Annotated in this window: 15 protein-coding genes and 1 other RNA gene; 9 read left to right on the top strand and 7 right to left on the bottom strand. The window is 48.3% G+C overall.

From position 1 onward, the window contains the following. Positions 1-82: 82 nt before the first annotated feature. The 6 genes from J2Y43_RS21870 (at position 83) to trmD (ending at position 5,520) form a co-directional block, all read left to right on the top strand. Entirely contained in the window at positions 83-1,423 is a 1,341-nt protein-coding gene (locus J2Y43_RS21870) for a DUF4403 family protein (protein WP_309987435.1), read from the top strand. 108 nt (positions 1,424-1,531) lie between these two features. After that, an RNA gene (gene rnpB, locus J2Y43_RS21865) (RNase P RNA component class A) lies at positions 1,532-1,939 on the top strand. Positions 1,940-2,097: 158 nt separating this feature from the next. Continuing rightward, positions 2,098-3,510, top strand: a complete 1,413-nt coding sequence (locus J2Y43_RS21860; protein ID WP_309987438.1) for an OmpA family protein — start codon at positions 2,098-2,100, stop codon at positions 3,508-3,510. 134 nt (positions 3,511-3,644) lie between these two features. Beyond that, the gene (locus J2Y43_RS21855) at positions 3,645-4,205 is read left to right on the top strand and encodes a 30S ribosomal protein S16 (protein WP_309987441.1); all 561 of its coding nucleotides are present in this window, start codon (positions 3,645-3,647) and stop codon (positions 4,203-4,205) included. 90 nt (positions 4,206-4,295) lie between these two features. Next, positions 4,296-4,856 carry a ribosome maturation factor RimM gene (rimM, locus tag J2Y43_RS21850; RefSeq protein ID WP_309987444.1) on the top strand — a complete coding sequence of 187 codons (561 nt, stop codon included), beginning with the start codon at positions 4,296-4,298 and terminating at the stop codon, positions 4,854-4,856. Next, positions 4,846-5,520: a tRNA (guanosine(37)-N1)-methyltransferase TrmD gene (gene trmD, locus J2Y43_RS21845; RefSeq protein WP_309987929.1), complete on the top strand. Its 675-nt coding sequence runs from the start codon at positions 4,846-4,848 to the stop codon at positions 5,518-5,520. Before rimM ends, trmD begins: the two co-directional genes overlap by 11 nt. 39 nt (positions 5,521-5,559) lie before the next feature. On the opposite strand, the gene J2Y43_RS21840 is transcribed toward trmD, so the two are convergent. Both J2Y43_RS21840 and J2Y43_RS21835 read right to left on the bottom strand, forming a co-directional pair. Further along, entirely contained in the window at positions 5,560-6,003 is a 444-nt protein-coding gene (locus J2Y43_RS21840; protein WP_106597281.1) for a GNAT family N-acetyltransferase, read from the bottom strand. A gap of 50 nt (positions 6,004-6,053) precedes the next feature. Continuing rightward, positions 6,054-7,085 carry an RluA family pseudouridine synthase gene (locus J2Y43_RS21835; RefSeq protein WP_309987447.1) on the bottom strand — a complete coding sequence of 344 codons (1,032 nt, stop codon included), beginning with the start codon at positions 7,083-7,085 and terminating at the stop codon, positions 6,054-6,056. Between the two features lie 38 nt (positions 7,086-7,123). Here J2Y43_RS21835 and J2Y43_RS21830 point away from each other — a divergent pair, with 38 nt between their 5' ends. Beyond that, positions 7,124-8,020, top strand: coding sequence for a pyridoxal-phosphate dependent enzyme (locus J2Y43_RS21830; RefSeq protein ID WP_309987450.1), 897 nt, complete (start codon positions 7,124-7,126; stop codon positions 8,018-8,020). Here J2Y43_RS21830 and J2Y43_RS21825 read toward each other — a convergent pair. From J2Y43_RS21825 to rfaD, 3 genes are all read right to left on the bottom strand, one after another. Beyond that, positions 8,010-10,283, bottom strand: a complete 2,274-nt coding sequence (locus tag J2Y43_RS21825; RefSeq protein WP_309987453.1) for a cation:proton antiporter — start codon at positions 10,281-10,283, stop codon at positions 8,010-8,012. The two genes, J2Y43_RS21830 and J2Y43_RS21825, sit on opposite strands and share 11 nt — an antisense overlap. 99 nt (positions 10,284-10,382) lie before the next feature. Further along, complete coding sequence (sufB, locus tag J2Y43_RS21820; protein ID WP_106597278.1) at positions 10,383-11,828, bottom strand: Fe-S cluster assembly protein SufB; 1,446 nt, start codon at positions 11,826-11,828, stop codon at positions 10,383-10,385. Between the two features lie 191 nt (positions 11,829-12,019). Continuing rightward, positions 12,020-12,985: an ADP-glyceromanno-heptose 6-epimerase gene (gene rfaD, locus J2Y43_RS21815; protein WP_309987457.1), complete on the bottom strand. Its 966-nt coding sequence runs from the start codon at positions 12,983-12,985 to the stop codon at positions 12,020-12,022. 177 nt (positions 12,986-13,162) lie between these two features. On the opposite strand from rfaD, the gene J2Y43_RS21810 reads away from it, so the two are divergent. Together J2Y43_RS21810 and lpxB are read left to right on the top strand one after the other, a co-directional pair. Further along, positions 13,163-13,582: a 6-carboxytetrahydropterin synthase gene (locus J2Y43_RS21810; protein ID WP_223403447.1), complete on the top strand. Its 420-nt coding sequence runs from the start codon at positions 13,163-13,165 to the stop codon at positions 13,580-13,582. A gap of 25 nt (positions 13,583-13,607) precedes the next feature. Then, a complete protein-coding gene (gene lpxB, locus J2Y43_RS21805) occupies positions 13,608-14,714 on the top strand; it encodes a lipid-A-disaccharide synthase (protein ID WP_309987461.1) in 1,107 nt (368 codons plus the stop codon). 2 nt (positions 14,715-14,716) lie between these two features. Here lpxB and J2Y43_RS21800 read toward each other — a convergent pair whose 3' ends face one another. Both J2Y43_RS21800 and J2Y43_RS21795 read right to left on the bottom strand, forming a co-directional pair. After that, positions 14,717-15,112, bottom strand: coding sequence for a type II toxin-antitoxin system VapC family toxin (locus J2Y43_RS21800; RefSeq protein ID WP_309987465.1), 396 nt, complete (start codon positions 15,110-15,112; stop codon positions 14,717-14,719). Continuing rightward, positions 15,113-15,328: a DUF2281 domain-containing protein gene (locus J2Y43_RS21795; RefSeq protein WP_309987469.1), complete on the bottom strand. Its 216-nt coding sequence runs from the start codon at positions 15,326-15,328 to the stop codon at positions 15,113-15,115. It abuts the gene before it with no gap. Positions 15,329-15,446: the final 118 nt, after the last annotated feature.

Raw genomic sequence — 15,446 nt, 5'->3', positions numbered from 1 at the left:
GCGCGGTTATTTTCTGGTAATCGTGTTGGCAGCCGTTGTTTTTTGGAGCTGCGGTTCTAAGAAAACCTCCCCTAAGGCCCCTATGGAAGAATACAAATATTCGGATAAGGAGATCCAGAACGAGAAACATTTGTCGGTACTGAATGTGCCGGTCGAGATCCCGGTAGCGGAAATCGAGAAGCAGATCAACAACCAGATCAAAGGGTTGATCTACGATGATAACAGTTATGAGGATGAGGGCAACGACAACCTGAAAGCGAAGGTCTGGAAGATTAGTCCGATCAAAGTCGTGGCGATTGACTCGTCGTTCCTTTTTGAAGTTCCGCTGAAAATCTGGGTAAGCGCCGGGTACAAAGTGAGCCCGCTGGGCGTGACGATGTCGGGTTACAAGGATACGGAGTTCTCGATCCGCATCCGGCTGATCTCCAAGATAGGCATTACGCCGTCGTGGCAGATCAAATCGGAAACTTATGTAGATAGTTACGACTGGATCAGCGAGCCGAGCATCCGGGTGGCTGGCATTAACATTCCTATTAAAGGAATGGTGAGTCGTATGCTCAACAAGAATTTCGAGAAAATCACGGAAGCAATCGACGAACAGGTGGCTTCGAACCTTGAACTTAAAAAGAATGCGGAGCTGGCCTGGAACATCGCGCGTCAGCCTGTGATGCTTGCGAAGGAATATGACACCTGGCTGGTGATCAGGCCTACCGGCGTGGAAATGACGCCGCTACTGGCGAAAAATAATATTCTCCGCTCGGTCATTGGTATTAAAGGTTATACCCAAACTATTACGTCGGCTGTAAAACCGGCTGTGGCGCCTGTGCAGAAGCTGCCCGACCTGCGGATCGTGGACAAGGTTCAGGACGACTTCAAAATCGGGTTGATCAGCCTTGTGTCGTACGAAGATGCGGCCAGGCTTGCTACCAAGCAGTTTGCCGGAGAGAAATTTTCGTTTTTAGGCGGAAAGTATCACGTAGAGGTTACGTCCATTGAAATGTACGGGCAGAACGACCGACTGGTGATCAAGGCGGGGTTGAAAGGCAGCATTAGCGGCGATATTTATCTAAAGGGAATCCCTTACTACGATCCCGCTACGCAGCAACTGTCGCTCAAAAGCCTTGACTACGACCTGGATACCAAAAATTCGATCGTCCGGACGGCAGGATGGCTCCTGCAGGGGCAGTTCAGCAGGATGATGGAGAAGCGGATGGTGTTTCCGGTAGGAGGTCAGATCGCCGATGCCAAAAACACGATTCAGAAAACGCTTGCCAACTATAAAGTCACCGAAGGTGTAGTTGTAAAGGGAATACTTTCCGATATTGTACCCGATAAGGTTTACCTCACTCCGAAACATCTTTATTCTGTTGTATTTGCGACCGGGAAAGTGAATTTGAAAGTCGATGGATTGAAAGGAATCTGATCAAAAATTTGTACAATATTCAGCGTAAGTGCCATAATTTTTTACTTTTTATGGTATATTGACTGCTGATCGAAAGAAAGTATTTCTTAGCTTTGTGGTCAGAGGAAAGGTCTAAGCTGTCCTGCCGCTGCGGTTTTTTAACCGGGGAGGAAAGTCCGGGCAGCATAGAGTGCCGTACTTCCTAACGGGAAGGCAACGTACTGGTGACGGTCCGTTGACAGCAAGTGCCACAGAAAAGATACCGCCCTGGCATATTTTTTGTATGCCTCGGTAAGGGTGAAAAGGTGGAGTAAGAGCCCACCGGTTTCCTGGCGACAGGGAATGCATGGTAAACCTTACGGGCTGAAAGATCAAATAGGTGTTGGTTAACGGGGTTACTCGTCCCTGCTCTCCGGAGCGCCGACACGGGTAGATCGTTAGAGGTTCCGGGTGACCGGAATCCTGGATAAATGGCAGGAGCGGAGATCGGGCAACCGGTCGAAGTCACAGAACCCGGCTTACAGGCTTGGCTTTTTTTCTGAATTTTGAATTAATGTATAATGCTATATTTGAATTGAATCACATAACGCGTGTTTCCCATGAAGAAAAAGAATCTTTACGTTGCTTTACTTTGTTCTACCCTCCTGAGCTACAATACGAAAGCTCAAAACCGCACTTATGAAGGACCAAATAAAATGAATACTTGGTCAATCACAGGTTACGGAGGTATTACAAAATTCTTCGGAGATTTGACCCAGTACAATGGCTTCAAGCGTGGAGACCGGGAAGAATTAACGGGTGCGTGGGGGCTTTCATTGAACAAGCAGCTCACCCCTTTGTTCGGTATCCAACTGACAGGCTACAACGGTCGTCTTCAGGGAGCCAAAGATAACCATTACAGCTCTTTGAGCGGTGATACTTACAGCGCCACTTTCAACAGCCCCTCGTTTGTTCAGCTGACTTTGGACGGAACATTGAACGTGAACCGTTTGCTGCTCGGCTATAACAAGCTTCGCCGCTGGAAAGTAGATGCGCACCTTGGAGGTGGTATTATCTACTACCATACGGATGTGGATTATACCAACATTACGAAAGCTACTGTCGGTAGCTTCTCTACCAACACCGACGCCAGCTCGAAAACAGCCGGTAAATGGGAGCGCAACGGATCGACTTACACCCGTGAATGGGTAGTTCCTGTTGGGTTCACAGTTCACTACGAGCTGAGCTCACGGTTCGACCTTGGACTTGATTATACGCACAACTTCGTAAACACCGAGAAGCTGGATGCAACTGTTGGTGGTTTGAGTGATTATGTAAGCCAACAAGGAATCTGGACCTTCGCAAAAGGTGATTCTAAAAACGATGCGTACGGTATGCTGTCACTGGCGCTTACTTACAAACTGGGTAAGAATGCCGTTAGAGCGAAAGACGGTAAATACGATCCGGCTGCCGGACGTTACCACCTGCGTTGGGCTAATCCTCAGCAGCTGATCCCGGTACCTTACAACCCGACAATGAACGATGCGGATTCAATCGCGAAAGCTAACATGCCTAAGCCGGTTGACCCACGCCTTTATACTGACTCTGATGGTGATGGCGTAGCCGACCTGTTCGATAAAGAAGCTAACACACCTGCTGGTAGCATCGTATCAGGTGGTGGTGTAGCACTGGATATCGATAAGATCATCCGTGACGCTATCAAAAACAACCTTCCGAAAGACGAATGTGAGGCGTTGTTCAGCAACATCGAATTCGATACCGACAAAGCGATTATCCGCAATGCTTCGAAAGAAACACTCAGCAAAGTGGTTGAGCTCCTGAACATGCGTACTAATTGCCGCATCGTACTCGTAGGTCACACGGATGCCCGTGCTTCGGACAGCTACAACGTATCCCTGTCACGTCGTCGTGTGGATGCAGCGAAACGCTTCCTGGTTCGTGCAGGTTTGACAGATCCTAGCCGCATTATCACTGAGTATTACGGTGAATATCGCCCGATCGCAGAAAATACCACTGTGGAAGGTCTTCAATCTAACCGTCGTGTTGAGATCAAGATCCTGCCTAACAATACAATCCGCTCAACTTACCCGGCTGGTTTCCGTCGCTAATAGTTGAAGGCAATGCATTGAAGGGAGACAAGAAATTGTCTCCCTTTTTTTATACATCATTATTTATAAGTTATTTTTTGTACCTTTGCACCCTGTTTAATTACGGGACGAGTTCCCAAAATTCAAATTCACAAATGGCAGTTAAAATCAGATTAGCGCGTCGGGGACGCAAAAAGAAAGCGATCTATGATATCGTAGTCGCAGATGCCAGAGCACCACGTGATGGTCGCTTCATCGAAAAATTGGGTATCTACAATCCAGGTACCAACCCTGCTTCCATCGTTTTGGAATCAGACAAAGCAGTTGACTGGCTTTTGAAAGGTGCTCAGCCAACTGACACAGCCCGTTCAATCTTGCAACACGAAGGTGTATTGCTGCGCAAGCACTTGCAAGTAGGTGTTTTGAAAGGTGCTATCTCGCAAGAAGTTGCGGATTCACGTTTCGAAGAGTGGAAAGGTTCGAAAACAGACCGTAAAGCTACTGCTGCCGATTCTTTGGCACAGCAGAAAGAGGCTGACAAGAAAGCGAAACTTGACGCAGAACGCAAAGTTAATGAAGCTCGTGCTGAGGCTATCGCTAAGAAAAATGCTCCTGTTGTGGAAGAAGTTGCAACTGAAGAAGTGGCTGACGAAGCCGCTGACGCAACAGCAGAAGCTCCCGAAGCAGATGCTCCGGCAGAAGAGTCAGCAGAATAATTTAATGTACATACATTGCGCTATGGGTCTGTCGGTATTCCGCACAGACTCATATTGTTTTATACAGAACCAAAATTTGAAATCCCGCAAATGATACAGGACAACTGTTATTTATTGGGCTATATCGTGCGGACCCACGGCACCGCCGGCAATGTGGTAATTTATCTGGATGTGGATTATCCGGACGATTATGAAGACCTCGAAACGGTTTATGTCGAGATCAAAGGCGAGCTCGTACCTTACTTCATTGAAGATATCAACCTTCAAAAGCAAAGCAATGCGATCGTGACTTTCGAGGATGTCGATACCATTGTGAAGGCACAAGCACTCGTAGGAAGTTCGCTTTATTTGCCTTTGGAAGAACTAAGCGAACTTGGCGACGACGAGTTTTATTATCACGAAATCAAAGGTTTCAAGGTAGTGGACAAAACGCTTGGGGAGCTGGGCATTGTGCGCGAAGTATATTCGCTCAATGGCCAGGACCTGATCGCGATGGACTACCAGGGCTCGGAAGTACTCATCCCAACGGCTAACGATATTGTGATCAAAGCGGATAAGGAAGCTAAATCTCTGCTCGTGAACCTGCCGGAAGGCTTGTTGGAAGTTTATCTCGATAATTCATCAGAAAGTATTCCCGATGATGCGGATTGATATATTGAGCTGCGTGCCGAGTTTGCTTGATAGCTTTTTCGCGCATTCGATATTGAAGCGGGCGCAGCAGGCCAATCACGTGGAAGTGGTTATTCATGACATTCGTGATTATTCCACGAATAAACACCGTACGATCGACGATTACGCATTCGGCGGTGGTGCAGGAATGGTGTTGCAGATCGAGCCGATCGCGCGCTGCATTCGTGCGTTGCAAGCCGAGCGGGCGTACGACGAGATCATTTACCTCACACCCGACGGCGAGCAAATGCAGCAGCGGATGGTGAACCAGCTTTCGCTGAAAGGTAACCTGATGATGCTCTGCGGGCATTACAAGGGTGTGGACCAGCGTGTGCGTGATATGTTCGTGACGAAGGAAATCAGCATTGGAGATTATGTATTATCGGGCGGTGAGCTGGCTGCGGCCGTACTTGCCGACGCTATTATCCGCCTTATTCCGGGCGTGCTGAACGACGAAACTTCCGCATTGACGGATTCATTCCAAGATAATCTGCTGGCGCCGCCGGTATATTCCCGCCCGGCCGATTTTGAAGGTCATAAAGTGCCGGAAATATTAGTGTCGGGGCATGAAGCCAAGATTGAGGAGTGGCGCTATGAGCAGTCGCTGAAAAGGACGAAAGAAAGAAGGCCGGACCTGTTGCAATGACAACAGGCCCGGCCTTTTAGTATGCTCGCTCTGTAATCCTTAGAAATCGAGGTTACAGTTGATCCATTCATTATCGAAATTGGTGCCGTATTTGCGGTAGAAATTGACCGCCGACGTGTTCCAGTCGAGTACCTGCCACATCATCCCCGTACAGCCTACATTCTTTGCGGCTACCACCGTGGCGTCGAAAAGGATTTTGCCAATACCGTTGCCGCGCATCGATTCGGTGACGATGATATCTTCCATATAAAGCCGTTTCCCCTTCCAGGTGGAGTAACGGTAATAGTAAAGACAAAGCCCGATGATCTTCGAATCCACTTCGGCAACGAAGAAGTCGAAAAGCTTTTCGTTGTAATCACGGGTCATTTTGTCGACATTATTGGTTACCTGGTTCAGCGCCCGTTCGTAGATCGCAAGCTCCTTCACCAATTCAAAAATTGCGGGTATGTCCTCTGCTGTCCCCTGCCTGGTCGAAATATTCATGTTAGTGGTTTATTGATTAGAAAGGTTAAGAATCCAGAATATACTATTTCCTACTGAGAGTTTACATAGTTTTCCCACTTTTCGAGGATTGCCTGAAAATTCTCGGGCAAATCCGTGTCAAATTGGATCCACTGGCGCGTAGTAGGATGGATGAATCCCAGTGATTTGGCATGCAGCGCCTGTCCCGGAATGAGGCTGAAACCGTTCTCTACCATCGCTTTATAACTGCCGCTTGACACACCCCGCAGGATCTTGTCGCCCCCGTACATCGGGTCATTGAAGATCGGGTGGCCAATATGCTTCATGTGCGCGCGGATCTGGTGCGTGCGACCGGTTTCGAGATTACATTTGATCATCGAAACATAGCGAAGCGGTTTGATTACTTCGTAATGCGTCACCGCGTGTTTGCCCTGGCTGCCATCCACGTATACGTCCATTACGCGCCTGTCGCGGACACTGCGCCCGATGTGGCCGGTAACAGTGCCTTTTTCGACTTTGGGCTCGCCCCATATCAATGCGTGATAGGTTCGTTCGATCGAGTGATCGGCGAACTGGCTGGCGAGGAAAGTCATCGCGAACTCGGTTTTGGCGATCACCAGCAAACCGGAAGTGTCTTTATCAATTCGGTGCACCAGCCCTGGACGGCCTTCGCCGTTTCTGCCGGTCGGGAGTTGCTGGAAGTGATACACCAATCCGTTGATCAATGTGCCCGTCCAGTTGCCATAAGCCGGGTGAACGACCATTCCTGCCGGTTTGTTAATGATCATCAGCACGTCGTCCTCGTACACGATATTCAGTGGAATGTTTTCCGGAACGATTTCGGTATCCCGCGGCGGTTCGGGAAGCGAAAGCGTGATGACATCGAGCGGCTTAACCTTGTAACTGGCCTTCGTAGGCTGGCCGTTCACCTTTACAGCCTCCGCTTCGATACCGTTTTGTATTTTTGTCCTGGAAGCGTTGGCTACGTGAAGATTCAGAAATTTATCGAGCCGCATGAGGCTTTGGCCTTTGTCGGCGACAATGCGGTAATGTTCAAATAAATCGTCCTCTTCGGAGGCATTATCAACTAGTTCTACGGACATTCTTTTCTGATTTACTATCAACAAAATTATTAAAATAAGTGGATTTACTAAGTTTGCCGGCACCTACGCCCCTGCAACGGCTTGTTAATGCGGCGACGGAGAGGGCAGAAGTGCAGCTGTACATCAAGCGTGATGACCTTATTCACCCGACGGTTTCGGGAAATAAATGGCGTAAGCTTAAATACAACTTACTCGACGCGCAGGCGAGCGGTAAGGGAACGGTATTGACCTTCGGCGGGGCGTATTCCAACCATTTGTACGCTACGGCCGCTGCGGGGAATGCATTGGGCTTGAAAACCATCGGTATTGTCCGTGGCCTGGAACTGGAAGGAAAGGAAAACGACACCCTTCAATTTTGCCGGGAGCAGGGCATGCAGCTGCATTTTGTATCGCGAGAGGAATACCGGAGGCGGCATTCCGAAGAATATCTGGAAGAGATTACCGCGCGTTTAGGAAACCCTTACCTCATTCCCGAAGGCGGCACTACCGGGCATGCATTGAAAGGAGTGGCCGAAATGGTAGTTGAAATAAAAGAACAGCTCGGCGCGATGCCCGATTTTGTCGCCACAGCTGCGGGTACTGGCGGCACGGCTGCCGGAATCCTTTCTGCGGGCGCGAACGTACTGGCATTCCCGGCATTGAAAGGAGGTGATTTTCTCAAAGAGGACATTCGCCGACTTTTGAACGAATGCAAACAACCCGGAAATCTTACTTTGCTTACAGACTACCATTTCGGCGGATATGCGAAATGGAACAGTGAACTGCTTGCTTTTATGCAAGATTTCCGGGCTGAATTTGACGTCCAGTTGGAGCAGGTTTATACTGCAAAAATGTTCTACGGCCTGTTTGACCTTCTGAAAAAGAGATATTTCAAAGCAGGAACGAAGATCGTAGCAGTGCATACCGGTGGTTTGCAAGGCCTGATCAAGGCGTAGCTACCTCGACTTCCTCTTCATTGTTGGCCGGTTTGGTGGCGATGAACTCCTTAATTAATTCGCGGTCGCCGGCGATCCAAAGTACGTCCTGGTTTTCGATAACCATCGACGAATCCGGATTGAGAATGCGTTCGCCATTTCTTTCGAGGCCGACGATCATGCCGTGCGTCATTTCGCGGATCTGGCTGTCACGAATCGTTTTGCCGCGGATATTGTACTGCGTTTTCACCTCAATGCGTTCCAGCACGACATTATCCTCGTGGGCCATGTACACGTCACCATTTGTACTCACCTCGATGTGGCTTCTGAAAACATCCAGTTGGTCGTCTGTACCGATTACCTCAATGCGATCGCAGGGGTAGAGAACTTCCGTTGGCCTTGGTAAATGAATGGTTTTGCTTCCTCGCTCGATCAGCACGACATTGATACCGAATGTTTCCCGGATTTTGAGTTCCTGCAAACTTTTGCCGATCAGATTCGAGTCGGGGCTCACTTCGAGGAATGCAAAGTGTGCGTCCCACGGCAGGAGAATTCTTTTCGATTTACCGCTTCCTTCCAATTGCCGTGCATTGAGATTTTGCAGGAAGCGGTCTTCGATCTTATGATAAAATTGTTGAAGCCTTTGGTAAAAAATAGCGAAGCCGAGTACCATAATTCCCCCCGCTACAATGAAAGCCGTTTTTGTCGAGAAGAATGAATTGAGCAGGAAGGCCATCAGCAGAATCGCTATCACTACTCTTGAAAGTTCAAGTACCAGCAATGGTCCGCGGCTGTATTTCCGGCTGAGCCAGATCGCCGAATAGGCCTTTCGATTGCCTCTTTTGAAGACCAATGCCCAGAGAAACGGCGAGATCAGCAGGAAGGTAATGGCAAAGAGCACTGAGTTGGTCAGGAATGTCTCGGGTACGCGCGTGTGCAGTTGCTGCGCGAGCTGGCGCGAAGACGCCAGGATAATGCCGACCACGACGACGGAGTTTAGGATCACCGTCTGCGCATAGGATTTGAGAATTTCATTCCATTGCGTTGTTTGCGCGATGGTTTCCGTACTCGTGCTGTACCGGTTCAGGTAGAGGCGCCATTTCTCAGGCAGACGCTTGTCGAGCCATTCATACAGCGGTTCGGAGGCCTTCATCATATAGGGTGTCGCAAACGTCGTAATTACCGAAACTCCTACTGCAATAGGGTAAAGGAATCCGCTCGTTACCTTCAATGATAGACCAAGATTGGCAATGATGAACGAAAATTCTCCGATTTGGGACAAACTCATGCCCGATTGCAGCGACTTTTTGAGCGGTTGGCCGGATATGACCGCACCCAGCGTGACGAACGTGGTTTTTCCCAGCATTACCACGAGCACGAGAATGGCAGTCGGCACCGCATATTCGAGCAAAAGCCCCGGATTGATCAGCATTCCCACAGAAATAAAGAACACCGCCCCGAAAAGGTCCTTGACTGGTTTAAGCAAATGCTCGATCTTTTCCGCATGCGTAGTTTCCGCCAGGATAGAGCCCATGATAAATGCTCCTAATGCTGCCGAAAAGCCTGCTTTCGTAACCAGAAATACCATCCCGAAACATAGTGCTACGGAAGTGATCAACACGCTTTCGTCGTTCATCAAATGCCGGTAGCGCCTGAGCAGGGTAGGGAATATAAAAATCCCGCCGAGAAACCAGATTGTGAGAAAAAAGAAGAGTTTTAAACTCGATTGAACTAATTCAAAACCTGCAAACTGCTGGCTGAGCGATAGCGTAGAAAGCAACACCATTAGCAACACAGCCGTAAGGTCCTCGATCACGAGAATACCCATTACGACGCGTGTGAATTTCTGGGTTTTGAGCCCCAGTTCATCGAATGCGCGGAAAATGATGGTGGTGGAGGAAATGGCAATGATACCTCCGAGAAAAAGGCTGTCGGTTTTGCTCCAACCGAGCAGTTGGCCGGTAATGAAACCCGTTACGAGCATCATAAATACCTCAAAAAGCCCGGTAATAGCAGCCGTGTTGCCTACTTTGACCAGCTTTTTAAAACTAAACTCCAAACCCAGGTTGAAAAGCAGAAAGATAACCCCGATTTCGGCCCAGATTTCAATTGTTTTAATGTCGGTAATGGTAGGGAACAAGTGGAAATTAGGTCCAACAAGCAACCCGGCCAGAATGTAGCCCAGCACGATTGGCTGCTTCAATTTCTTGAAGATTACGGTAATGATACCGGCCATCGTGAGAATGAGCGACAGGTCTATGATTAGTTGTGGAACGTGAGTCATGAAGGGTGGATCGTTGATGGAAAAAATTACTAAGATCAATAAAATACAAAAAGCCTTCGACGAATCAAAGGCTTTCTGTGTTTTATCTTATTGGAAATTTTAACCTACACTTCCTTCCAGGCTGATTTCCAGTAGCTTTTGCGCTTCAACGGCAAATTCCATCGGAAGCTGGTTTAATACTTCTTTAGCATAGCCATTCACGATCAATGCAACCGCTTGTTCCGTTGGGATGCCGCGCTGGTTGCAGTAGAAAAGAATGTCTTCACCGATCTTCGAAGTAGTCGCTTCGTGCTCTACGGTCGCCGAGGGGTTGCTCACTTCAATATAAGGGAAAGTGTGCGCGCCGCATTTGTCGCCGAGCAACAGGGAGTCGCATTGGGAGAAGTTACGCGCTTTTTCAGCCTTTTTGAACACCTGCACCAATCCGCGGTAAGAGTTCTGGCTCTTTCCGGCCGAAATACCTTTCGAAACGATCCGGCTTTTGGTGTTTTTACCGATGTGGATCATTTTCGTTCCGGTATCGGCCTGCTGCATGTTGTTGGTCACAGCGACCGAGTAAAATTCACCGATCGAGTTGTCGCCTTTCAGGATTACCGAAGGATATTTCCAGGTAATCGCCGAACCGGTTTCCACTTGCGTCCAGGAGATTTTCGAGTTAGGACCGTCGCAAAGGCCGCGTTTCGTTACAAAATTGTATATACCGCCTTTCCCGTCCTTATCGCCTGGGTACCAGTTTTGTACGGTCGAGTATTTTACATTCGCATTGTCGTGTGCGAAGATTTCAACCACTGCCGCGTGCAGCTGGTTTTCGTCGCGCATCGGAGCTGTACAACCTTCGAGGTAGCTCACGTGGCTGTCCTCGTCACCTATGATCAGCGTTCTTTCAAACTGGCCTGTTCCCGCTGCATTGATACGGAAATAGGTCGAAAGCTCCATGGGGCAACGAACGCCTTTGGGAATGTATACGAACGATCCATCGGAGAATACCGCCGAGTTCAAGGCTGCATAGTAGTTATCCTTAGGCGGTACAACCGAGCCCAGGTATTTCTTCACCAGTTCCGGATGCTCACGGATCGCCTCGCTGATCGAGCAGAAAATAATGCCTTTTTCTTTGAGCGTATCTTTGAAAGTCGTGAAAACCGACTCGGAGTCCATCACCGCGTCGACCGCGATACCGGAAATCCGTTTTTGCTCATTCAAAGAAATACCCAGTCTTTCGAAGGTATTACGCAATTCGGGATCGATGTCGTCGATGCTTTCGACAGCCTTCTTTTTCTTCGGTGCCGAGTAATATTTGATAGCCTGGAATTCGATGGGCGGGTAATGCACGTTCGGCCACTTGGGTTCCTCCATGGTGAGCCACAAATGATACGCTTTCAGGCGCCATTGCAGCATCCATTCGGGTTCATTCTTTTTGGCTGAGATGAACCTGATAATATCGTCATTAAGGCCAGCAGGGGCCTCATCTGCTTCAATATCAGTCACAAAGCCATATTTGTATTCCGAACTGGTGATTTCCTCCAACAATTCTTCTTCTTTGCTCATAGTCGTAATAATGTCACACTCTGGTTGGTATCATGCTAACACAGAGAAGTGGGATTGAGTTTATTCAGAGGGTCAAAAGTACGGAAAATTGTGGAGAATCCGGCAGCGGCCGGTGGAAATAGCTTTGGGCAGGTAAAACAGAAAAGACCCGCCAGGGCAGGTCTTTTCAAAGTTTTGATCAACAGGAAGGCCTACAAATAGGACGTCGACGAGAGATAATTCTTCACATAATCATCAATTCCCTCTTCCAGCGTGCTGAATGGACGGGTATATCCGATGGAGCGGAGCTTGCTCATATTGGCCTGCGTGAAATACTGGTACTTGTCGCGGATATCGGCCGGGGTGTCGACGTACGAAATGTCTGGCGTTTTGCCCATGGCCAGGAATGTGTTGGTAACCAGGTCTTTGAATGTTCTCGCACGGCCGCTTCCGAGGTTGTAGATACCTGAGTTCTTGCGGTGGTGCATGAAGAAAATGCAAACGTCGATCAGGTCTTTGACGTAAATGAAGTCGCGCATTTGCTCGCCGTCCTTGAAGTCGGGATTGTGCGAGCGGAACAGCTTCATTTTCTCCGTTGCCTTGATCTGGTTATAAGCATGGAAAATCACCGATGCCATGCGGCCTTTGTGGTATTCGTTGGGACCGTAAACATTGAAGAATTTGAGACCGGCCCAGAAAAACGGCTTTTTCTCCTGCGCCAATGCCCATTTGTCGAACTCGTTTTTGGAATCGCCGTAAGGGTTCAGTGGCTTCAACTGGCCGATCGTCGACTCGTTATCGTCGTACCCGTGCTCGCCCAGTCCATACGTAGCCGCGGATGACGCATACACGAGAGGAATTTGGTAAGCCACGCATTTTTCCCAAATGCCTTTGGAATAATTTACATTCAGTTCATCAAAAATTTCCTTGTCGAACTCCGTGGTGTCGGTACGCGCGCCGATGTGGAAAATGAATTCTACGTCGCGGCTGTTGGCATCCAGCCATTCGAAAAGTGCATTCCTTTCTACTTTTTCCTTGATAATCTTCCCTTCGAGGTTCTCAGCTTTCTCGATTTTGGAAAAATCATCCACTGCAATAATGTTTTTAAAGCCGTCTTGATTGAGGCGGCTGATAAGCCCGCTGCCAATAAAGCCGGCTGCTCCTGTTACGATAATCATCGCGATTATATGTTTAACGGTAAAAAGAATGCCAGATAAGAGTACCGAACCGCGCCGATCTACTCTTAAATTTTAAGGGCGAAATAGGATTTTTTTTAGTTATCCTCTTGTTAACAAACAAAACTACGGATACATGGTGTAATTTTGCGCCAGAATTATCAAGTGGCAGGAAGTTTTATGATTTACGTAACAAGGAAAGAGCATTTCAATGCGGCCCACCGGCTTTACAACCCGGCGTGGAGTGATGAGAAAAACCAGGAGGTATTTGGCCCTTGCGCCAACAACAACTGGCATGGGCATAATTTTGAGCTGATTGTTACGGTAAAAGGCAAGCCCGACCCTGACACAGGCTTTGTAATCGATCTGAAAGTGCTTGGGGATATTATAAAGGATGAGATCGTGGACAAGGTAGATCACAAGAACCTCAACCTCGATGTCGATTTCATGCAAGGCAAAATGGCTTCCTGCGAAATATTTGTGATGGAAATCTGGAACATTCTCGAACCGGCCATCGCACAGGCGGCGCCTAATGCGAAACTGCACTATATCAAGCTGATAGAGACGCCGAAAAACTTTGTGGAGTACTATGGGGAGTAGTAAGACAGCCGACGGCCGATAGCCTATGAAATACTACCTAATCGCGGGCGAGCGCTCCGGGGATTTGCATGGCTCCAATCTGATCAAGGGCATTCGGGCGAATGATCCCGATGCGGAATTTCGCGGCTGGGGTGGCGATATGATGGAGGCCGAAGGCATGGAGCTCGTGACCCATTATAAGGACACGGCTTTCATGGGGTTCCTGGAAGTGGTGATGAACCTCCGCACGATCACTGGTTTTCTCAAAAAGTGCAAAGCCGACATTCTCGAATACCAACCGGATGCATTGATTCTCATCGATTATCCGGGCTTCAACCTACGCATTGCCTCGTTCGCGAAATCGAAAGGACTGAAAGTATTCTACTACATTTCTCCGAAAGTCTGGGCATGGAACCAGAAACGTGCCTGGAAGATCAAGGCCAACGTGGATCACATGTTCGTGATCTTTCCATTTGAGGTCGATTTCTACAAAAAATACGACTACAAAGTCGATTACGTGGGCAACCCGCTCATGGATGCCATAGCCGCATTCCGCCCCGATCCTGATTTTCGCAGGAAGCACCACCTCGACGACCGGCCTATTATCGCACTGCTTCCCGGTAGCCGCAAACAGGAGATTATCGGCATGTTGGATACCATGCTGACCACGCAAAAGCATTTCCCCGGCTACCAATATGTGATCGCCGGTGTGAAGAACCTGCCTTCTACGCTGTACGATCAGTACTTATCCAGCGGTAAAGCGACCATCGTTTACGAAAGCACTTATGACCTGCTTTCAGTAGCCGACGCGGCGCTCGTTACCTCCGGCACAGCCACATTGGAAACCGCGTTGCTACGAGTTCCAGAAGTGGTTTGTTACCGCACCAGTGCCATTTCCTATGCAGTGGCCAAGCGCCTGATCCGCATTCCGTTTATTTCTCTGGTTAATTTGATTTTGGAGAAAGAGGCCGTCCGGGAGCTGATTCAAGATGAATTGAATGAAGGGAATCTCGTAGCCGAGCTGAAACGAATTCTGCCTGGGGGCGATAAAAATGTGAGGCAAATGCAGGATTATGAACAGCTTGCAGAGTTGGTTGGAGGTGCAGGAGCTTCCGAGCGGACGGGAGGGTTGATTGTGAAGTACCTCAAATAAATCTACCATAGACGTTTCTGACTGCCGACGGATAGGTATTTGTCGAACTTGTCGTCGCAACTTAGCAAATCCAGATTTTCACAAATCGCTTGTGACGCGATCATACGATCGAATGGGTCTTTGTGGTGGAATGGTAGTTTGTTAACCAATGCGGTGTGCTCGAACTTGATGTGCAGCAATTGGATGTTAAGCCTGATTAAATCGTCGCGTAAAACATCGAATGGGGCAGGACTGGGTAGCTTTTTAAGCGAGGTTTTGATAGCAATTTCCCAAAGGCTTGCAATGCTAATATGAATCTCATTATCAGCGTCTTCGATTAATAAGCGAATTGTATCTCCCAGGAGCGGATCACCCTGGTTAAACCAGATAAAAGTGTGTGTATCTAATAGATATCTCATTTACATATATGGTTCGAATCCCTCGATTGGTTCATCAAAATCGATATCAAAGTTGTACTTCCCTTTATTAAGGCCAAAGACACGTCGAGGTAGCTGCGGGCTATGCAGTTTACGTTCTTCGTATTCATTTTTAAGTGTTGCTACATAGTGGGCAACTTCCTTTTGCAAATCTTCGGGAAGTTGCTCGATGTCGGAGATAATTGCCTGCGTGTCCATAGCTTTTTCCTTTTTATCAAATTTACCAAAAACAAAAAACCAAGGCAAATGGCCATACCGCTTGCTAATTACGTAGTTGTCTACGTATATTTGAACTTAAATTTTCGAACACCTAACC

Origin of the sequence: Dyadobacter sp. BE31, assembly GCF_031457695.1 — a bacterium.
Lineage (GTDB): Bacteria > Bacteroidota > Bacteroidia > Cytophagales > Spirosomataceae > Dyadobacter.
This window is presented reverse-complemented; position numbering and strand designations above follow the sequence as displayed.